Genomic DNA, 23974 nt, shown 5'->3' with positions numbered 1-23974 from the left:
CAAAGCTCCTTAATCCTTGTCTGTGCTGAGTATTGATTCAACATCATCAACGCATATCTCGCCTTTACTGAGCCTGTCCATCAGTGACAGAACATAGTCATCCTGATTGCTCTTATCAGCAGCTTCGTCATCAAGGGACGAAAGAGTGATAAGACAGTCATGCTCCGTTTCCTCTTCATCGTTTTCTGAATCAACAGGCTTCAGAGTAATGCAGCCATCTGCAATGTCCTCATCAGCATTTTGTGCTGATGGAACGGTATTATTAGTTTTATCATTAGTTTCGCCCGAACTATATATCTCACCGATATGTGCTGTAAGCTTGTTCACCGTGGGATAATTGTAAAGATCGGCTGCTTCAAGATCAAGAGAAAACTTTGTATTTATATCTCTTATGATCTCAACACAGCTTATAGAATCGGCACCCAGATCACTGAATGCAAAATCAGGGTTAATCTCGTCGGGAGCATAGTGCAGCTTCGCCGCCACTATCTCTGTCACCTTTTCTTTGATCTCACTGCATGGTATCCTGTTGGACTCATTCACACACGGCACTTCGGAAGCTGACTTTATACTGCTTTGTTCCAAAGCTGCCTCTCTTTGTGTTGTGTCCGGGCTGCTCTCAGGCAATGCACTTTCCTTATTATTGCTGTAAATCTCCTTATAATAGGTGATCTTCTCCTTTACCTCGGGAAGGCCGAATGTTATAGAGTGCATATCTGCTTCGTTTTTTACGATGCTGTTGACTGCCTCAAGTGATCTGCCCGAGAGTTCCTTTTTAAGCACTTCGATCGAGGTCATTGGCTTCTTTGCTATCATTTCCGCAATGGACAGTGCGGTTTCGAGGATCTTGCCATCATCCTCAAATATGAGTGACGCGCCTCTTTCCTTCAGCTCGCTGCCAAGATAATCCCTTGCGGTAAACATCATTTCGTTTGCAAGACTCTGGCCTAATTTCTCCTTCAGTATAAAGGTAGCTCCGAGTCCCGGAGTAAACCCATACTTCATAAAGTTGGCATTATAGATACAGCTACTGTTAAGAATGATCATATCTCCGTAAAGGCCGAATACAAATCCGCCGCCGAAGGCATGGCCCTGCATAGCACTAATAACGGGAACTCTGCATTCAAGAAAAGCATTATATATAAACGAAGCATCAGTAAACTTTCCCTTCTTATCGCTCATGTCGATAAGTTCATCAAACGTTCCGCCTGTACAGAATATATTATCATATCCTGTGACAACAGCTACCTTTATCTCATTGCTTCCATTGATCTTTTTAAATGCAAGCTTCATGCCGTCTACCAATTCACGGGTGAACATATTGCGATTCTTTGTGTCGTGCATACTTACCACAGCTATGCTTCCGTTCACTATGCCCAACGATACCGCAGAATTAATATCTGTGCCGGTATCCACAGTGCGTCCCGGCTTTCTCTCTTCCGATGCTGTAACAGTAACGGAGGGAGTAGTCTGAACAGTGATTTTATTGCCGCTTATCCAGCATCTCCTTTTCTCAAAGGGATATGCAGGGAGAGGAGCAACAGTATACCTACGGCCATAAAGAAGTCTCCAGTCAAGATCAGCACCCAATACCCAGAATGCGGCCGCTGTTGACATATCACCGCTTCTGAGAAGATCGTCAAGATAATCATTATCATATCCGTTTTCTCTGAAGCTTTCACTGATACCGCTGCTTATATTGTTCTTGACAATAATACCGGCTTCACTGCCGTTAAGCCATGAACCAAGCTTTGCGGTCAGGTCTGATATATCAGTGTAGATAATCGCTGCTCTTTCTTCCATGGCATTTCTTCCGCACTGCATGGTATAAGCTATCTGTGCAGGAGTGCATTCCGCTTTGCTTCCACCGCGAAGTCCGTATATATACGCTGCAAGCGAAGCTACATTGTTGTATTTTATGAACACATCTGAATCGGAGGCGATATCATATGAATCCACAAGCCTTTCAAGCAAGGTATTGAACTGAAACATTCCGAAGCCCATTGTCTCAAAATCAGAATCAGTATCTATCTCGTTCTTATCTATATACAGGATATCAGAAACTATAGACAGTACCCTGTCGGTGATTTCCCTGAGAGATTCTCTATTTCCGCACTGTAATAGATACTCGTATACTGCATCTGCATAGCGTCTGAGCTGTTCCTTTGTCCTTGCTGAAATCACAAATACATTTTCAGCATTATTGTCATCGGGAAGCACATTTTTATTATCGGGATATTCCTCTAAAACAATATGAGCGTTAGCGCCTCCTGCTCCGAAGCTGCTTACTCCCGCTCTATATGGCAGAACAGTTTTTGTTCCGTTCTCTTCCAGGGTGATATGCTTCCATTCCGATGCTTCACGCTGGAGATAAAATGCCGTATCCTCAAAGGATATCTTTGGATTTATGGTTTCGGCATTTATCGAAGGACAGATAGTTCCGTGCTGCATCTGAAGGAGTATCTTGGTAATGGAAAGTATGCCTGACGCAGATTCAAGATGTCCGACATTGCTTTTTACCGAACCTATGGCGCAGAACTGCTTCTTGTCGGTATAGCTTCTGAACGCATTATCGAGACCTCTGATCTCTATTGGATCGCCCAGAGCCGTACCTGTACCGTGCGCTTCGATATAATTGATCGTCTCCGGATCAACTCCTGCATTATCAATCGCAGTCCTGATGACATCTGCTTGTGCATTGGGATTCGGAACGGTATACCCGGAAGTCTTTCCTCCGGCATTGATCGCCGAGCCCTTTATTATACCATAGATATGATCATCGTCAGCTATTGCAGCTTTCAGCGGCTTCAACAGCAATGCTCCGACGCCCTCTCCGTCAACAAATCCGTCAGCACCTGCACCGAATGCATGAACCTTTCCGCTTCGTGAAAGCATATCCATACTACAGAGATTATTATAATGCTCGGGATGGATAATAATGTTTACACCGCCTGCGACTGCCATTTTACACTCTCCAACGCGAAGACTCTGGCAGGCAAGATGTACAGCCGTAAGTCCGGAAGAACAAGCTGTATCTATCGTAATGCTTGGGCCGCAAAAATCATAGAAATATGATACTCTGTTAGTAAGTGACCAGTATGAAGGCTGTGCGCCAAGCTTTGAATAATCACAACTCATTACGCCTGCGAAAACACCGACCTTGTTATTGATATCCTTGAAATGTGAACGTGTATATCCTGATTTTTCAAAGAGCTTCCATGTACACTCAAGGAACAGTCTCTCCTGAGGATCCATATACTCTGCATCCTTTGGAGCTATCCTGAAAAGCTTATTGTCGAAGCAATCAATATCGTTTATAAAGGCTCCCGCTGAAGTATAGCTTTTCTTTTCAGCTTTGTAATTCTCGGAAATAAAGCCTTCCGTATCCCATCTCTCACCGGGAACAGTAGTCACAGAGCAACGGCCGCTGCTTATATTCTCCCAAAGCTCGGAGAGCTCATTGGCATCAGGATATCTTCCCTCCACTCCTATGATCGCGATATCATTGTCAGTATGAGCGGATACTGCCTTTTCTTCTGTTTCATAAATGGTATCGTCGTTTATTGCATCGGATACGCTATCCTCTGATGTAAAGAAGCTTTCACCGGCATCACTGTCATCAACTGCTTCATCATTTACGAAGAACAGGCTGAAATCGTCTTCTGTTTCATCAATTTCAACGATTGGCGACAGCTTCTCTGAGCATACTGTACACAGATGCTCGGCAAGCTTCTCTATCGTATTATATTCAAAAAGCAGCGTTGACGATAATCCTTCAAATCTTTCACTTAATCTTTTCTGTATCTCCACAGAAATAAGCGAATCTATACCGTAATTCTCAAAAGTAAGATCATTTTTTATATCTTCTTCCTGAACTTTAAGCACCTCAGAAAAGACCTTTCTCAGATATATTATGAGTTCCTTCTTTGAGCTTCGGCTCTTTTCAGACTTTTCTGCCATATGTACCGAGGACTTGCCGAGGCTCCCGTTTACTCCTACGATTATACCCTGACGTGTACTGCTGCTTTCAGGATATACTATAACCTCATTATAGCCTGAATCGCTCATGACTCTCTTCCAGCTTTCAGCCGTCAGAAGAGGCGTATTCTTTATTCTGATATCATCCGTATAGCTCCACCATCCGTCAGTAAGACCGAATGTCATTGTTGCAATGTCATTTTTGTTTATAAGCTCGTTTATGATAATGATACCGTTCTTTTTCAGCAGTGATCTCGCGTTTGAGATGGAATTGGCTATATCTCTGGTAGCGTGTATAACATTAGTGGCAAAAATTATATCGTACTGTCCGGACTCAAAGCCCTGCTCCGAAGGTGATTCGTTTATGTCAAGAAGTCCGAAATCAAGGATCGGATATCTGTCATAAAATGTCTTTTTTCCGAACAGCGTAAAGTATTTCGAGATATCTGTATAGCAGTATCTGATATCCTCCTTGTCATCCACAAAACGGGATATTTTTTCAAGCACGCTCTTGCTTGTACCACCTGTTCCTGCACCTATCTCAAGCAGACGTATAGTTTCTCCTCTTCCTTTATTGACTGAAATATAATCATATATCAGTTGTGCAACTATGCTGTTGTAATAGTCTACCTCACCCGAACCCGAATATACATTCTGTGATACCGTATTATCAGAAAACATCACCTCAGTATACCCTTTCTTTCCTGTCAGGACCTCGGGATATGCCTTCACACAGCGATCTATAAGATTGCTGTAAGGCATGATCTCGGGATATTCATTCTGCAAGGCTTCCATATCACTGCGATAATCGCTCTCATGATATGGTACATAGCTTCCTGTGATACGCACATTATCTGCTTCAAGCTCAATAAATCCTTCCTCATCCATAAGACTGAGAAGTGCATCAAACATACGGGTATACATCGGAAGTATCCCCAGCTTTTCTCTCAGAACACCTTTGCCGATGCTTCCTTTTACCGAGTATAATCCCATTTTATACAATGAATCCGCAACCAGCCTGCATCCAATCTTTTTCAGTTTATTATAACCGTCCGCAAATGCAAAATCATCATCAGGACTTTTTACCGATCTGATGGTATCAGCAACGCTGAAATTAAGTGTATTGCCACTCATTCTTCCGACCTCCAATTGTTTTTATCCGTTAATTTCATACTCAGAAGCTTATCATCGGCTTTCATTACTACCAGCTGTCCGCTCTTTGGAAAGGGACCGTTTTCAATAGCGAATAATCCCTCTTGATTTGTAAGCGGAACAAGACCTGCTTTCCTAAGGTTATCCCTGTATCTGCTATTGGCAACTATACCTGCTTCTCCCCAGAATCCGAAATTAAACACCTTTGAATCCATTCCGATATTATTCTTTAAAAACATCGAAAAACTGTCCTCAAACATACACGCCGCACAGTAATTGCTCTGACCTGCTTTCAGGAACAGTGACTGTGCTGAGGAAAAGAACATTATATGCTCCGTCCCCAGTCTTTTCAGTATCCTTGCGGGGACAACCGTCCCGTTTATCTTGGGCCACAACACAGCGTTCATCTCCTCATCTGTCATTGTCCTGAGCATCCTGTCCTTAAGTACGATTGCTGAATGAATAAAGCCTGTGAACTGTCCGTACCTTTTTATTCCATTGAGGATGGCATTCTCTATATCCGCTTCATTTCCGGCATCAGCGCTGTAGTATACAGCATCTCCCCCCATGGCTTTCAATTCATCTATAAAGGCTGTTATTTCTTCATTTTCCTTCTTTCTGCCGACAAGTATAATATTTGCATTATACTTTTCTGCAAGATATCGGGAAAGGATCCTCCCTATTCCGCCACAGCCACCTATGATCATATAAGTGCCGTTTCTGATAAAGCCGTTATTACTTTTACTTTTCTCCGTCCTCTTTATCTTTCTCTGAAGCGGTATATGACCGCGTAACGCTATCATTCCTCCGCTTTCATACTCCTTGAAGCATGAAAGGATATCGTTCTTTGTGCAGTCAGTTATGTCTATATCAAATGAGCAGATATTCCAGTTGATAAACTCGTCCGAAGCGGTAGCAGCTATGCCGTGTATCGGCGAAAAGGTAGGATCAATAAGCTCATCTTCCGATACATTGAAGGAATTATTAGTGATTATCCTCCATACTATCTTCTTTGAATCAAGTCCGAGCACGCACAGCTTTTTCATCAATACGTGCAGGAGCTCTACACTCCTTCTGCATTGTCCTATAGAGATATTCTTTATATCCGTGGGAAGATTATTATTGACCAGAAGCATGAACACGGAATCAAATGAAGTAATATCAGCAGCTTTCATAAGTCTGTCTATATCTATTCTTCCGTTAGAAATAATGTCCTCTATATCGACCACGGTATGATCCGAGCATACCCTGGCAGCTATGGATAATGCACTCTTATGCATTTTTCTGAAGCATAAAAAGAGTGTATTGCTGTACTTCTTTACGTTTCTTCCGACCTGTGTCTTTTCCCACACAGGCATAAAAAACATATTATCACAGCTTTTTTCTTCTCTTTTATAGGAGATGTCTTTTTTTCTGATCTCTCTGTACTCTATACCCTTTATGTAAGAGCATACATTTCCAAGTTCGTCGGTAATACATATCGATAATGCTCCGTTCTGCTTCATCGCAATGGAATATGCATTATCGGGTACAGGAGCGTAGTACTCTACGGAGCCGAACCGTGAAGGCACAAGCATACCATCGGTCGATTCATAAAATACCGACGTTCCCTGAAGAGCAGAATCAATTACATAGGGATTATGCTCCATATCGGTCTTTGCTGATCCTATGCTGCATATCTCCATTGAGGCATCATAATCAACACTTTTCAGGCATTTATAAGCATTCCCGTAGCAGACTCCGCCATTCTCAAAAAGCTTCCATATTGTTAAAGGATCCGCTTTTTTTGTCATCCGAGCTTTTACAGATCTGATATCCATCTTCTTGCTGCGGAACTGATTTGAGCCAGGAGCTATCATGCCTGTAGTGAACACCACATCATTATCATCTGTGATCCTGACCTTTATCCTATTGTCGTCTCTTGAAAAAACTATCCTGATCTCAGTTCCACTCTCGTCACATATAACCGGCTTCAGGAGCATAAGCTCCTTGATACAGCAATTACAGGTAACGCCTATTTTTCTAACAGAAGAGATTATCAGTTCTGTCTGAAGCGCAGCGGAAACTATATACTGCCCGAATACAACATGATCTTTGACGGCTGTCACATCCGGAGAAAGACTTACTCTGCATTCCGCGCTGTCAGCTTTCCTGATGATCTCATACTTTAATCCATCGTCAGTATTTATATCAGATGAGCTGTCAGTGGTATGCTTTTGCTCATCATAACCATAAAGATAGGTCCTTCTGCTGAAAGGATATGCAGGCATTGATATCTTTCTGCCCATGCCCTCAAATATACCCGCAAAGTCGATGGTCTCACCATCGGCATAGGCAGCGGCAAGCTTTTCCGCTCCCTCTGTGTAGGTCTGAACTGCTCCGGGGTCAGCAAGCATCTCTGTAATCTCGTCAAGGGGCGCAGTGTGGGCTTTATTATCAGCTGAAAGATATACCCCGACAGCATTATTGTCAATGGCAAGAGCCTTCAGCTTTTCCCTAAACTCATCCATGTTTCTTACGGTAAACGCACAGCGTTCCGTGAAATGTGTTCTTCCGCAGAGAAGAGTATAGCTTATATCCTGTATTGTCTGATTATTTCCTTCATCAGATATCCATGAATATAGCTCCTCATATTTTTTGTGAAGCGAAATCTGATTCTTTGCAGACAATACAATAAGATATACAGGTAACTTATCTACAGCAGCGGATACAGCAGGTGCATCCTTCAATACAATATGCGCATTGGTACCGCTGAATCCGAATGAGCTCACAGCTGCATATCTTGGAGCATCAGCGCCGCCCTGCCAGTCAATAAGATTATCAGCAACATAGAACGGACTGTCATTAAAATTGATATGCTCATTTGGAGTAACATAGTTTATTGAAGGCGGTATCATGTTATGCTTCATACTCAACAAAACTTTTATCACACTTGCTATTCCTGCCGACATTACCGTATGACCTATATTGGTCTTGCAGGAACCGATTGCACAGAAACGCTTTTTATCAGTGAATTTTGAAAAGCTATTGGTGAGCGCCTCGACCTCAATAGGATCGCCCAGCTTGGTGCCTGTTCCATGAGCTTCGATATAACTTATTTTCTCAGGATCAATGCCGAACTTATTATATACGGATACTTCAAGCTCTGTCTGTGATAATGTGCTCGGAGCTGTTATGCCATTGGTCTTGCCATCCTGATTGATACCGTTTCCTGCTATAACGCCATAAATATGATCATTATCTCTTATAGCGTCGCTGAGTCTCTTCAACACAAGGACAGAAACTCCTTCTCCCGGTACAAATCCGTTTGCGGAATTGTCGAATGTCTTGCATCTGCCGTCAATTGAAAGCATTCCCGATCTCTCGGCCTGCATATAAAAATGTGGTGTCATTGATATAAACGCGCCGCCTGCAAGGCCTATTTCGGACTCGCCGCTTCTGAGGCTCCTGCACGCAAGATCCACAGCCACAAGTGATGATGAGCACGCTGTATCTATAGATATGCACGGGCCTTTCAGATTGAGGAAATATGATATTCTCGCAGCTGATACCGAGCTGGAATTGCCAATAAACGACTGGGCATTTATCTCGCCTCCGCGATCCTTGATATAACTCTGATAATCTCCCTGACCAACACCGACAAATACACCGCATTTTCTTCCTGACATATACTCAGCTGAACAGCCTGCATCCTCAAGAGCCGACCACATCTGCTCAAGAAGTATCCTCTGCTGAGGATCCGCCATTTCTGCTTCAATGCCTGACATATTGAAGAACAACGGATCAAAATCTCCGACATTGTCAAGAAATCCACCGTAATGACATTTTAGCTCGCTGCATTCCTCGGAAGATAATCCCCAGCGTTCATACGGAAGATCACCTATGCAGTTCACACCACTTTTCAGATTTTCCCAGTATTCATTGGCATTTTCAGCGCCGGGAAGCCTGCAGCTCATTCCGATCACTGCTATTTCTTCGTTCGATGCTCCGTTATTACTATCAGCAGCAGACATTCTAAGTGCAGGCACACTTATTTTTTTCTGAACCGCAACCCTTGCATTAACTACGACCTTGCCGATATTTGCACGATTTTCAAGAGCATAGAAAGCTTCCTTGATATTTGCCAGATCGTATATCCTGCCAACGGTAGGCAGGATCTCGCGCTTTTCAAGAAAATCATACATATCCTCCAGATATTCGTTAATAAGCTCGGGATCTATCTTATAGAGCTTTCTTACGTCTATGCTAAAGAAAGTCTGATTGTCGTTCAGCTTTGAGATATCAAATGATTTAAGCGATTTAAGCGCTGTCATAGCTATCTCCATATATCTTCCACCGGGAGCGAGAATATCCATATTACGGGAGATTGCCTCGCCCGAAAGGGTGTTTATGATGATATCAACACCTCTTCCGTTTGTTAACTTCATGACCTCTTCTCCGAAATCAGATGCAAGATAATTTATACAATTATCCACTCCTATCCCCTTCAGATAACTGATCTTTTCCTCAGAGCCCACTGTTGCGATTATATTCAGTCCACACTTCTTTGCATATTGCACTGCTATCAGTCCTACACCACCTGTTGCGGTGTGTATCAGAATAGTTTCGTTTTTTCTCGGCAATGCCTTCCTGAACACATGATGTACTGTGATAAATGCAACAGGAAAAGAGCAGGCTTCTTCATATGTAACACTGTCAGGCTTTTTAACTACAAATCTTTCGTCTGATACAACTATCTGACTATGACCGCCAAGATCATGGGACATTACCGCTATTACAGGATCTCCCTTTTTGAAACGGGTGACGTTCCTGCCTGTTTCGATTATCTTTCCCGACACTTCAAATCCCGGAGTAAATGGATAATCAGGCATTGTTGGATATAAGCCTTTTACGCACAGAAGATCTCCGAAATTGAGAGAAAAGGCATAGACCTCTATCTTCACTTCATTATCTCCTGTTTTCATGTCAGGCAGAACAGCAAGTCTTACTTCACTTACTGCACCCGGTGAATCGAGCAAGACCTTGTATTTTTTTGCCGGATCAACAGACAGCCTCGAAGTATTTCGCAGTATAGTCTTCAGCCGCTGCTTTCCAATCTTTACCATATGGTCTTTCTCACCATCAGCATTCATTTTTCCATAATTCATCTTAAACCCTCCGTGGACACAGCCTTCATAAATTATTTCCGAGTTTATCACTGTATTCGGCAATAATATATTTAGTCAAGGCTTCCACATTTCCATAATCAAATACAATAGTTGTACGCATTGCAAGTCCGAGCTGTTCGTTGATGCTCTTTACAAATTCAAGTCCTGTTATCGAATCTATGCCATATTCCGAAAACTGCTTGTTCTTTTCGATACTGTTTGCGTCAACGCCGAGTATATCGACGATCGAATCTATTATAATACTGTATACTCTATCGTATAAAGCCTTTTCATCTGTCTTTACAGCAGTCGCTGCCGCTGTTTTTATATCCTCATTCCGGCTATCGTCACCGGATAAAGCTTCCTGAGCTTCTTCCGTTTCCTCATACACAGACTCGGATATCTCCTCTTCGGCGTCAGCATGATAGCCGAAATAGCTAAGTATACTGTCCGAACACTTCATCACAGCGACCTGCTCCGCATCAGAACCTATGACCATAGATATAGCCTTCATTCCCTCGGGGATATTTATTGAATAGAATCCCTTTCTTTCAAGACTCTTTCTGTATCTGTCATTGGCAACTCTGCCTACTGTACCCCAATAGCCCCAGTTTATTACCCATGACGGGTATTCAGGCGATGAGTAATACCTTGCTATCTGATCCTCAAAAACGCTTGCTGCTGCATAATTGGACTGCCCGGGTGAAGGAGCAAGCGACTGTGCTGATGAGAAATACAGAACAAAATCAAGTCTGTCATCCTTGAACACCTCATGCAGGACCACAGGGCCATATGTTTTGGGTCTTAATACGTTCTTGAGCGTATCCTCGCTCATATTCGCAACAGATACATCGTTCAGATACAGCGCAGAATGGATCACGCCGTCTATCTTACCATATCTTCCGATAATGTGTTCGCGCACAGCCTGCATATCCTGTATATCTGCAACGTCGGCCCTGATATACTCACAGCGTCCACCCAATGAATTGACCTTGTTAATCTTTTCTGTTACAGTATCATCCTGTTCTCTTCTGCCTGTAACTATGATATCAGCATTATATTTTTCGGACAGGGTCTTTGAAAGCTCAAAGCCAATACCGCCTGTTCCGCCGATTATAAGATATGTGCCCTTTTTGAACACCGGTCTGCTGCTGAGTTCGTTATTCCTGCAATTTCTGATTCCGCTTCTGAAAACTCTGCCTTCCCTGACAAGAGTAACTTCCGGAGCGCTTTTTACCTCTGCTGACAGGATCAGATCTATCTCTCCGTTTTTGTTTTCAGCCGCCTGCTCAGCATCAACATCTATAACCGCTCCGAATACCTCGGGATACTCCGAAACAGCCGCTCTGAAAAAGCCTATCATCGAGGCATCTGACGGGAATGTGCTCCTGTCATCATTTTCGAAATGGTATACCCGGTCAGTTACGAGCTTTATATCCACGGCTGATGAAGCATCAAATGTTCTGAACAGACGGAACAGGGACATAAGACCTGTCTGCTGTATACTTTCAAGCTCAGCTGTACCGATATCATTATTATTGCCGCTGCTTCCAAGGAACACTATCCTATCATAGTCTCTCAGTCTGCTGCTCAAGTCAGATATTGCATCGGGATCATTTACATCTATACCATAGCTGTCAAATTCAGCAAAGTATTCATTGCTAAGCTTTATGGCAGTCCAAGATTCACCACTGTGCTCAATTATCGCATCCTTCAGTCTCTCGGTATATTCTGTATAGAATATCACACTGCCGGAATAACTGTTTTCAGAAACAGAAGTGATATCGGATATATCCGCTTTCTTCCATTCATTAACATAACAGATATCCAGTATATCACTATCAGATACATCTTCAGCGAAGCTGTCAGACAAAGAAATGTGCTTCCCTGCTGACGGCACTACTGCTATCTCAAGATCCCTGATAAGTACAGATACCTCATTATCGCTGTTTATCACTGCGATATCAAAATGTGTTTCGTCTTTCTGGACTGTATATACATAGGATCTTCTGCTGACCTTATTACAAAGAATATACTCCTGGATACTGTAAGGCACAGCGGTAAGACTGCTCCTTTTATCGCTGTTAAGATATATTGCTGATATAGTCTGGAATGCAGCATCAATGATAATCGGATCGAAACCATGTACGGTATCCATTGATTCTATCACGCCGGCTGCTTCTCCGTTGCCAACGGACAATTCCCTGATCAGTCTGAAGTTTTCTCCGTAAACGATACCGCCCTCCGAGAAATAGTCATACAGCTGCTCAACGTCAACACTTATACAGCATCCGTCTTTGAGTTCGTTTATATCATTTATTGCATAACCAAGGCTTTCGCTTATTCTCTTTGCCTTACAGTCAACATATATAATGCTGCGGTCATTCTTGTCAAAGCACTCTGCTATAACATAATCTCCGTCATTTCTTATCCTGACTATAAGCTCCTTGGTATGGTCTACTATAACCTTTTCTCTCCATGTCAGGGATTCGATACGGAATTTCTCATCGCCGAAAAGCTTATGCAATGCAGACCATATGATATGAACTGAAAATGCTCCCGGAAGGATCCGCTGACCAAGCACAATATGATGCTTTATATATGCATCGTCCGAACTTACAGTCTTCTTCATCTCTATTCCCGAATTCATATTATCAGAGATATTGAACCCATCGATCCAGTCTATGCCTTTGCTTTCAGCTGTCACAGAACTGCTTGTCGTTTTTATCCAGCATCTGTGCTTTTCAAACGGATATAATGGGAGATCCGTCTTTCTGAAGCCAGTTCCATAGTAATCTCTCCAGTCAAGATCATCGAAGCAACACCATCTGACTGCGTTTTTGAAGCCTCTGCTGCTGATCTCATCAATTTTGCCCAAATACTTGTTCTTGACTTCATCAAAGTCATAGAATGAAGAAACAAGTACCTTTTCATCAGGTATATCCTCGTTAAATCTTCTGAGAAGATCCAACAATTCTTCCTTATCCTTAGCGATAAATGCTGCTCGGTAATTCAGTGCCTCCTTTGATACAGCCATAGAATAAGCTATATCTCCGATAGTCACGTCAGCGTTCTCTCTTATCAGATTTGTCAGGAGCACGCAGTAAGACTTCAGACTTGCCTTTGAAGCAGCAGATACCGGTATAACATATACATCATCCGTAGTGTAGCTTTCAGCTGTATTACCTTCAACGTATTCTTCAAGGATAAGGTGCGCATTAGAGCCGCCTGCTCCGAATGAGCTTACTGCAGCTCTTCGCTTCGCACCACCGCTGACCTTCCAGTCAGACAGTTCCTTCTGAAGATAGAAAGGAGTTGCTTCAAAATCTATATCATGATTTATACTCTCCGAATGTATCGACGGAACCAGCTTTTTATTCATCATTTGCAATACTATCTTTGTGATCGCCGCGATACCGGCCGCAGATTCAAGATGACCTATATTGGACTTGACCGAACCAATGGAGCAGAAGCCTTTTTTATCGGTATATTTGCGGAAAGCTCTTGTTATGCCGTTTATCTCGATAGGATCGCCCAATGGAGTTCCTGTGCCGTGGGCTTCGACATACTGTATGGAATCAGGTGATATTCCTGTCTTGTCTAATGCAGAACATATCAGCAACATCTGTGCATTCGGATTCGGAACAGTATAACCATTTGTCTTTCCGCCGTGATTCAGTGCACCTCCCTTTATTACTGCGTATATCCTATCTCCGTCACGAACCGCCTTATCATATCTTTTAAGCAGGACAGCTCCTACGCCTTCACCCGGAATATAGCCATCACCGTCGGCACTGAAGCTACGACATTTCCCCTTAGGTGCAATGAAGCCTGTCTGACTGAGAATAGAGTACTTATGTGGGTGGATCGAAAGGTTCACACCGCCTGCTATAGCAGTTTCACAGTCGTTCCTTATCAGACTCTCACAAGCAAGATATACAGACGTAAGAGAAGATGAACACATAGTATCCAATGCAAGACTCGGTCCGGTGAAATTATAGAAATAGGATATCCTGTTCGCAACAGAAGCATAGTATGACGGAACAGAAACTATATTCCCCTTTGCCGTCTCCTCAACGCCGAGCAGCTGATACTGGCCGTACATAACTCCTACAAATACGCCTGTATTGGAACCTTCAAGGTCGCTTTTCCTGTAGCCTGAGCTCTCTATCGTATGCCATACCGTTTCAAGGAAAAGTCTTTCCTGAGGATCAATAGTTGCAGCTTCATTCGGAGAAATATTAAAGAAAAGCGGGTCAAACATATCATAGTCGTTTATAAAACCGCCCATATAGCTTGTTATATTGTTATAGCCATAGGAATCCCAGCGCTCTCTGCCCCCTTCGGTAATACAATCCCTTCCCTCGGAAAGATTTGTCCAGAATTCCGCAAGATCATCTGCAAGTGGATACCGGCCGCTTATACCGATAATAGCAATATCTTCATTCTCATTAACGAAGCTTTTACTGCGTGCATACGCTTTTTTTGCCTTTGGGAGCTTAATATCGGATACCTGCTCACCAACGCTGCTGTTTCCGCTTTCAGGCAGAATATTGTTTACTGCCGCAGGATAATGCTCAATAAGATAAGCTGCTATATCTTTCAGGGTGAGACACTCATAGAACATGGTCTTGCTTATCTTGTCAAAATATTTTTCAAGTCCTCTGCTAAGATCCATTATCATTATGGAATCGAGACCGTACTTCTCGAGAGGAAGCTTCTCATTTATAGAATCAGGACTGATTTTGAAGCTCTTTGCAAAAAGCTCCTTGAGCCACGCCACAAGTCCTCCGACATCAGATGCTAAAACTGATGCATCAGCCTGTGACACTCTGTCTGTATTATACATAGCTCCTACAGATGCAGCTATCCGGCCGGTATTTCCGTACATTACAGCTTCAAACGAACGGTCTGAGGATATTAGTTTCCTTAGCTGCTCAAAAGCCGTATCTGTCCCCATCAGATGCAATCCGTATTTTTCTTTAAGATAATCCTGCCTGCTTCTGTCAACATTCATTCCTCCGTCTTTCCACAAAGGCCACTGAACAGAGAGCATATGACAGTCAGAAGTATTTTCGGAGGCAAGTGAATCCATATATGCATTGGCATAAGCATAATCGCTCTGGCCTTCATTTCCGAACATCGCACTAATTGAAGAGAACATTACCACAAATCCGACGCCGAACTGCTCTGCAAGCGCAAGTATATTGTTTGTACCTTGTACCTTTGGCTTGATATTTGCAAGAAACTCATCAGCGCTCTTGTTTGCAACTGTAGAATCACTGATACGGCCTGCGCACTGGAAGATACCGTCAAGCCTGCCATATCTCTCGCTGATAAATCTGCTGAGCGCGGCTATATCACTGCTTACGGTGATATCTCCTCTAAAGCATGAAATATCTGCGTTATCACTGTACTTTGAAGCATCCGCATTTCTGCTGAATATTACAGACCTTGCACAGTAATTATGTGCTAGGTATGCTGCGAGATCACACCCGATCTTACCGCCGCCTGCAATGAGATATACTCCATTCCTGTTTATACTATCGGATGATGCTACCGCTTCTTCGATTCTGGAATACTTTTTCACCATTCTTGTGCCGCCGTCGTAGCATATCTCATCATAGCATGATGAATTATTCACTTCGTTCTGCACAATATCAACAAGCTTCCTGTTATTATAGAAAACTCCATCAGTCCTTATGCTCTTCAGTTCAAAATTATCCCATTCCTTATTCAATGATCTGCCAAATGCTGCAGCCGCAGCGTAATAACTGATATCCTTATTATCACGGTTATATACATTTACGAAAGAAAGCTTTCTGCCAGTTCTGCCATCAATAAGCTTTTTGGCTATGCCCATGGGTATGAGAACACTTTTCAGTATGCTTTCATCTGTATCTGCGGAGCTGTTTCTATCTGTAAGATTGATCACCGCAATATGATCTTTAAGGCCACTGTACAGACTTTCAAATCTGTCTGAGATTCTATCAGAGCTGGCAGCCATATCCGAAGCAGAAACATATTCCAGATAATTCACATCACAGCAGTGCCTTCTCAGCTCATCACAGAAACCCGTATCGGTGTCTATCACGATATATGATATATCATCAGCCGATGCTGAAGCTTCAATATCCTGTCTTATATAATTACATGAATAATTTATAACGCCGATATTGTCATGTGCAAAGGAATGTGTGCACATACCGCTGAATTCCGCAAAAACCATTCCTTTGTCATTTATCAGGCTGATATCATATTTTCTGACACTTGCTGTCTCATCTGTTTTTACGATATACGCATAGCATATATCTGAAGCCTTCCCGAAAACAGTAATCCTTTCAGCTGAATACGGCAGATGATAAGCATTCTTTTTTGAGCTCAGGTCGCTTATGGTAATGAAGGACTGGAAGGCGCAGTCTGTTACAGCAGGAGAAAGTATGAAGTCATTAGCAGAACAATGTGCAATATCTATTCTTGCCAATGCAGTTCTGCCGGATACTTTGACGTTTTCGACACATCTCAGCAATCCGCCGTAGAGCATGGAAACGTTATCGAAATAATCATATATTTCCTTTTTGGAATACTCTTCATCGAATGTGTCTATAAGGTCATTCACATCTACACTTTTTTCGGCCGTAGATGATGAAGCTGCATATCCCGAAACACATACCTCCGTATCACTGTCAGAATTCAACAAACTGATCTCAAAGAATATATCCTTGCCCTCTGGAGAAAGATCAATAACCACATCAGTATAAGGCTGTCCTATCAGTATTGATCTCTTCCACTCCACCGAATATACCTGGTTCATGTGCGGATCCTTAGAAGAGAGTCTGCAAGCCTCCAGAGCCATTTCAAGTGAAACAGCTGCAGGAAGCATATACTTCTCCCCTACTATATGATCCTTTACATAGTCATCATCGAGAGTGAACCTCTTTACAAACCGGTGCTCATTTATCGTTGATATATTCCTGTCAATGAATTTATCCAGTTTTTCTGAAAGGCTGATCCTGTTTTGCTCCGGCCAGCAGAGATGCTTTGCATAAGGATATGTAGGCATAGAAATACGGAATGCGTCTGAAGGCATTATACCGCTCCAGTCCACTCTTCCGCCTTCTGCCCAAAGCCTTGCACATTCGGATACATTGGAACGATCACATATGATGATTTCTGCTGAGCTGTTGTCAGCTTTTCCGCAGAACACCTCTGTACTCATACCACCATCGATAAAAGCGGAAAGCTTTTTCTCAAGATCGTCAACAGACCTGAATATGAAAGCAAGACGTGAACTGAATTCCTCTCGTCCGTTTATAAGGGTAAATGAAATGTCATTGCATCTGACATCATTTTTCTCTTCCTTAAGCCAATCCAGGATCTTTATGCAATATTCCTTCAGCTGATTCTGAGTAGCAGCAGACAGGATAAATACCTCTTCGGAATCCATATCGTCCACTTTTCGGCTATCTATATACTCCTCAAAAACAACATGAGAGATAACGCCCCCGAAGCCAAAACTGCTGATAGCTGCCGTAAGAGGCTCAACGCCGTCAGCATTCTGCCTGTTGTTCCACTTCACGCCGTTTTCAAGTACCTGTAACGGCACATCTTCAAATGTAATATATGGGTTGAGCTTTTCAAAATTAACGTTTCCGGGCAGGAATTTATTTTTTATTGACATTATTATCTTTGCCATACCTGCCACGCCTGCTGCTGTCTCAAGATGTCCAACATTGGGTTTTACCGAACCAAGATAGCATTTCCCGGAAATATCCGAAAAGGAAATATGCTTTTTATCACAGTACGCTCTGAACGCCTTCTTTAAGCCGTTCACCTCTACAGGATCGCCCAGTGCAGTACCTGTTCCGTGTGCCTCGATATATGAAAGATTGTTTATATCCAGGTCAGATCGTTCCCATACATCGCATATCATCTCTGCCTGTGCAACGGGGTTAGGCACGGTCAGGGACGATACCTTTCCGCCATGAGCTACTGCACTGCCCTTTATAACTGCGTAAATATGATCCCTGTCCTTTTTAGCTTCCGAGAGCTTTTTGAGCACGAATGCTCCTGCCCCCTCACCTCTGACATATCCGTCAGCCTTTGCATCAAAGGTCTTACACTTCCCTTCAGGACTAAGCATACCACTGTTCTGGAATGCACGGAACAAAGAGGGGGAGATCATAACATTAACGCCACCTGCAATGGCTATCCTGCACTCATTCGCCCTGAGAGATTCTACAGCATTATGGACTGCCACAAGAGAACTTGAGCAAGCTGTATCAATAGGTTCACTGGGGCCTTTGAAATCAAAGAGATACGATATTCTGTTTGCCAGCACTGAATGAGCTATTCCAGTTGCACTGTACGGTTTTTCAATATTCCCGCTCTCAAGCAGTATTTCGGTAAAATCATGAGTACCGACACCTGCATATACGCCGACCTTTTCACCTGAAAGATCGCTCATCTTGTAACCAGCGTCTTCCACAGCATTCCATACCTGTTCCAGGAATATCCTTTGCTGAGGATCCATAAGTTCGGCTTCAGCCTGAGATATATTGAAAAACATCGGGTCAAAATCATAGGGATGATCTATAAAGCCTCCGTATATGCCGCTGATATCAGCGTTATCATTCCATCTTGACCTGTCCGCCTCGGTTATCATGCATTCCTTGTTGTACAGACGCTTCCAGAATTTCTCCTTATTCTCTGACATAGGCATAACACAACTCATGCCGACTATAACTATGTCGTCATCCTTCAGATCGCACGATACAGCAGTATCATATGCTTTTTCATTATCATTGCCGGATATAACGACCGACTGCACCTCAGGCTCCTTATTCTCTGAATAACTTCTGTTATCTGAAAAAGTTGAAAAAACTGCCTGCCTGTGCTCTCTGATAAGGTATTCTGAAAGATCATTAAGTGTCTTGAGTTCAAATAATACAGCCGGAGATGCCTCAATACCGTAAAACTCATTAATCTTATCTATGAACATAACAATGCTTACAGAATCAAGTCCGTACTCGCCGAAATCCACATCAACATCTATATCTTCCGGTGAAACATTCATTATCGCGGCAGCTATCCTTTTTACTTCGTTATTGACCGTATCTACCGGCAAATCAGCAGTATTTACCGTTACACCGGCAGAAGAAGTCTTCGCATGACCAGCATCACTTTCCGAAGCGTTGTTAATACGATGCATCATCTCCTTGGCCTGCTGAGGTGTTATGGTCTTATCTTTCAGTTGTTTCAGTATTTCTTTTATCTGATCATTCATTATAATTCCTCCAACAAAGCATAAGCTGCATCATCTTCAATCTCACCTGAATATACGCTTTCAAGCAGCTGCATCATAACATCATTTTCTTTCTCGTTATACATATCACAGATATTCTTTTCTCCTTTGAGTCTTTCAGGAAAATACCTTGTTTCACGGAAAGGATACACAGGAACTGACATTCTGCCGATCCTCTTTCCACAATAAAAACCTTTCAGAAGATCTGTCCTTCCGTTCTTTATTTCTTCTATATAATCGGAATATTCTTCGGCCTCAGAGCATGAGAGCCCATCAGCGCAGTTACTGATAAAGGCGCCGAGCTTCTCCCTGAGCTCATCAGCTGTATGAGCAATAAATATCAGCTTTTGTTCCATCAGTTCTCTTCCCAGCTGATAAGTATAGAGGAAACTGCCTAAGTTTGTCTCATCAACATTTCCGCAAACGAAACTCAGAACACTGTCGGCATATAATCTCAGCACGTCCTCACGTCGAGCAGAAAGCACAAATATAGGTATGACATCATCTATCGCAGAATACATATTTTCTTCGGCTTCCTCCACCACAAGACTTACATTCGAGCCGCTGGCTCCAAAGGTGTTTATAAGCGCCGTTCTGTGAGATGCCGTGCTGTTCCAGTCTGACAGCTTGTCTGATACCACAAATGGGCTGTTCTTGACATTAAGCATAGGATTTATTGGTTCGCAGTACACTGAAGGAGCGATCTGCTTGTTCTTCATCTGCATAAGCACCTTTACAAGCGAAGCAACCCCTGAGGCCGCTTCAAGATGCCCGATATTCGCCTTTACGGAGCCCACTGTGCAGAATCCCTTTTTATCGGCAGACGAAAACACCTTTCCAAGGCTTGAAAACTCAATGACATCGCCGAGCTCTGTACCTGAGCTCTGTGCCTCGACATAGGTTATCTGTTCCGGGGTGACTCCGCTCTTCCTTATGGCTTTATCCATGACTTCGGCCTCTTCCTTTGGATTCGGGATTGAATAGCCGTTGGTTTTACCCGCATGGCCTGCCGAGATACCCTTTATAATACCGTATACATGGTCACCGTTTTTCTTTGCTTCAGCCAGCGGCTTTATCACAAATGCTCCTACACCCTCTCCCGGAACATAACCGTCACCGCCTTTTCCGAAGCATCTGCACCTTCCGTCATGGGAAAGGAAGCCTGCCCTGCAAAGCAGCTCATACTTCGATGGATGTATGGTAAGATTTACTCCGCCAACAACCGCAATATCGGTTTCCCCGAGAAGAATTGAATCTATCGAGCTCTTTAATGCAGTCATTGTCGAAGAACAAGCAGTATCCACAGCAAAGCTCTGACCATGGAAATCCATGATATAAGAAGCACGGTTTGCAATAGCAGAAAACGCCGCTCCGCCTGCTCCCACATCATATATACCGGAATTCAGCCTTGAATAGAGCTGATAATGATTATACATCACACCTACGGCAACAGATACATTTTTACCCTTCAGACTTTCCCTTGTATATCCAGCATCTTCCACCGCGTGCCATACAGACTGAAGAAACAGTCTTTCCTGGGGATCCATAAATACAGCCTCATCATCAGATATTTTGAAGAAATCCGCATCAAATGCATCGTACTTATTGATAAATCCGCCTCTTGTACAGTATATACCTTCGGCTATATACTTATTGCTGTCCCATCTGTCCATGGGTATCTCTTCAGTACAGTCCTCACCATTCTTCAGTTTTTCCCAGAATTCATCTGCATTATCAGCTCCGGGAGTGCGGATATCTATACCAATGATGGCGATATCATTATCAGAAATATCAGTTTCATTGTCATTGTATGTCATTTCAGGCAAACTATCGATATTATTCACCGCACTTTCTGATGAGCACTTGAATACGGTTATATTATCAAATTCAGACGCCAGAGCAAAATCAAGCAGCCTCATTCCCTCATCGTTGTCAAGCAGATCAAGACCGTGTTTCTTTTTAAGCAATTCAAGATTCTCCTGCTTCATTGTCATACCGCCGTTACGCCAAAGAGGCCACTCTATGCTTACAGTCCTGCCCCGGCGTGTCCCTGCCTTTACCATTTTGTTCCTCTCCTGTGCAAAAGCAGTAAGATAGGCATTTGCATAAGCATAATCCGTCTGTCCCGCATTGCCTGTAACGCCTGATATTGATGAATAAAGCACAAAATGCTCAAGCTCTGCATTGCCGAAACACTTGTCAAGATTATTACAGCCTTCTGTCTTGACCTTTATGACATGATTTATATCTGCCATGTCCTTGCGATTTATAAAGGCCTCATGATTTATCCCGGCACAGTGTATCAGAATACTCACACTTATTCTGTCTGAGTCCAGTTTTCTGCGAAGTTCCTCCACCTGCTTCAGATCAGCGATATCCGCACTGTAATACCTGATATCACCTGAAGAGAAATCGGCAAGTATTTTTGTAACTTCGGAGTCATATTCGCTGCGTCGTCCTATAAGTACAACTTTCATGCCATATTTTTCGATCATATGACGGGCTGTTATTATACCAAGCTTGCCCATTCCTCCTGTTATGAGACAGTACTTGCCTGATGGAACTGATATGGCACTTTCAGAAAAACTGACAGGCTTGGAAATCACTGCATATCTGCTGCTGTTTTTCAGTATCGTCTCATGATAGCCTGTTAAGCTTTCAAGATCGCTCTCTGCAAGCAACTCTGATACCTTTACCATATCAACAGAATCACCGTCAAGTCTGATATAACATCCTGATATGGACGGGTATTCCTTATGCAGACTTCTTATAAACCCTCCTATAGCCCTTTTATACGGAGAAGAATTCTTATCCCTGTCAGCTGATACGAATACAAGGCGAATATTATTGAGCAGCTTTTTATCCAGAATATACATGGATATATCGTAAAGAAGCCTTATAACATCCTGACCATCACATTCTGAGACAGGCAGCAGTATATAAATAGCATCTGATGTATCTTTGACATCTATACTGCCGCTTACGTCAAGACTGCAATCAGAAGCAGCAGCAAACAGCCTGTCAGCCTCTAATCTTCCGAAGCATATACCTTTTTCCGTTCTTCTGCACACAAAAGTATTTGAAAAGCGCTTTTTCACACGCAAAGACTTCAATTCTTTTTCCGCCGATGTGAAGAAGATAAGTTCGGTTCTGACTGCTGTATCAGTTGCAGTATCATTGCTAACAGTTGATACCTCGGACTCTATCTCAAAGTTTTCATCAAGATAAGCAGCCAGCTCTGAGATTGTCTGATACTCAAACAAAAGGGTTGGATAGAGAGTATGTCCGATAGATCTTTCCAAAATCTTGACGAATTGGAGAAGGTCTCCGGAATCCAGTCCCATATCATAAAAGGTCTCCATAGTATTGACATTTTTTATTCTGCCTTCTGCTACTGTAAGGAGTATGTTCTTCAGTCTCTCTGTAATATCCTCGCCGCTGTACTCCGGCCTATTCACGGTAGTTTCAGCTTTCCCGGCATTCTCCTGTACCGGATCTGTCTCATCATTTTCAAGACTGATTATAAGCTCGTTTGAACGTATCTTCTTGTATGCAAACCTTTTAAAGCTCAATGCCAGCTCGCCTGATTCCGTATACACATAAAAATCCGTATACATTACATCGGAGTGGATGTTTATATCACTTACTTTGACGATTATATAGCATTTTTTTCCCAAATCTTTCAGTGCTCTTATCTCGTTTATCCATATGGGGATAAACGGCCGCTTGTCTGTAAGATCCATTCCGGTTGATTCTGAATTGAGATATGCGTAATAAGGTGCAATAAGCGTTGCAGCGTCAAGATACACTGGATGGGATACGAATACATCAAGATATTCCTGTGCCTTTTCGCTCAGATGAAGCTCTGCACATACGGTCTGGCCAAGATAGTAAACTGTGCCAAGGCTCTTCATAAAGGTGTAATGGGTAATATCGTACTCTCTCGCATGCTTATAAACAATATCCATATCTTCAGCAGATACAGCCGAATTCTTTATCTCGTCTATATCTATCCTATCATCCTTCGGGAGAGCTTCTGCAGCCCTGATATTACACTCGAAATTATGTACCCATTCTCCTTGCTCACAATCGTTGAGAAGATGTACACTGTCTGCGTAGATGTTGAATTCTCCGTTATGTTCCTCTGTCTCAAAGAGTTTGATCCTTACCTTTCGATTGTAGCCGTCAGATACTGAAACAGGACGCTTGAAAACTACATTATAAAGAACATAATCACGTCTGTCATACCCTTCATTAGCCAGTATTTCATAGATCAACTCAAGAAACGTTACGCCGGGCATGATCTTTACACCATGCACACGGTGATCGCATACTATCAGATCATCATTCTTTACTGTCACATTATATTCAAAGCTTTTCAACATCTTCATAT

At 42.8% G+C, this 23974-nt stretch carries 4 protein-coding genes; all 4 read right to left on the bottom strand.

Annotation, left to right across the window (positions count from 1 at the left end):
• Positions 1–9 precede the first annotated feature (9 nt).
• Genes Q0Y65_RS06185 through Q0Y65_RS06170 form a run of 4 tightly spaced genes read right to left on the bottom strand, consistent with a single transcriptional unit; the run spans position 10 to position 23972 of the window.
• The gene (locus Q0Y65_RS06185) at positions 10–5112 is read right to left on the bottom strand and encodes a polyketide synthase (RefSeq protein ID WP_297958242.1); all 5103 of its coding nucleotides are present in this window, start codon (positions 5110–5112) and stop codon (positions 10–12) included.
• Entirely contained in the window at positions 5109–10277 is a 5169-nt protein-coding gene (locus tag Q0Y65_RS06180; RefSeq protein ID WP_297958240.1) for an SDR family NAD(P)-dependent oxidoreductase, read from the bottom strand. Before Q0Y65_RS06180 ends, Q0Y65_RS06185 begins: the two co-directional genes overlap by 4 nt.
• 25 nt (positions 10278–10302) lie before the next feature.
• Positions 10303–19563 carry an SDR family NAD(P)-dependent oxidoreductase gene (locus Q0Y65_RS06175; RefSeq protein ID WP_297958238.1) on the bottom strand — a complete coding sequence of 3087 codons (9261 nt, stop codon included), beginning with the start codon at positions 19561–19563 and terminating at the stop codon, positions 10303–10305.
• Complete coding sequence (locus tag Q0Y65_RS06170; protein ID WP_297958237.1) at positions 19563–23972, bottom strand: SDR family NAD(P)-dependent oxidoreductase; 4410 nt, start codon at positions 23970–23972, stop codon at positions 19563–19565. The genes Q0Y65_RS06175 and Q0Y65_RS06170 overlap by 1 nt, the downstream gene beginning before the upstream one ends.
• Positions 23973–23974: the final 2 nt, after the last annotated feature.

It is taken from the genome of uncultured Ruminococcus sp., assembly GCF_947301925.1.
Classification (GTDB): Bacteria; Bacillota; Clostridia; order Oscillospirales; family Ruminococcaceae; genus Ruminococcus.
This window is presented reverse-complemented; position numbering and strand designations above follow the sequence as displayed.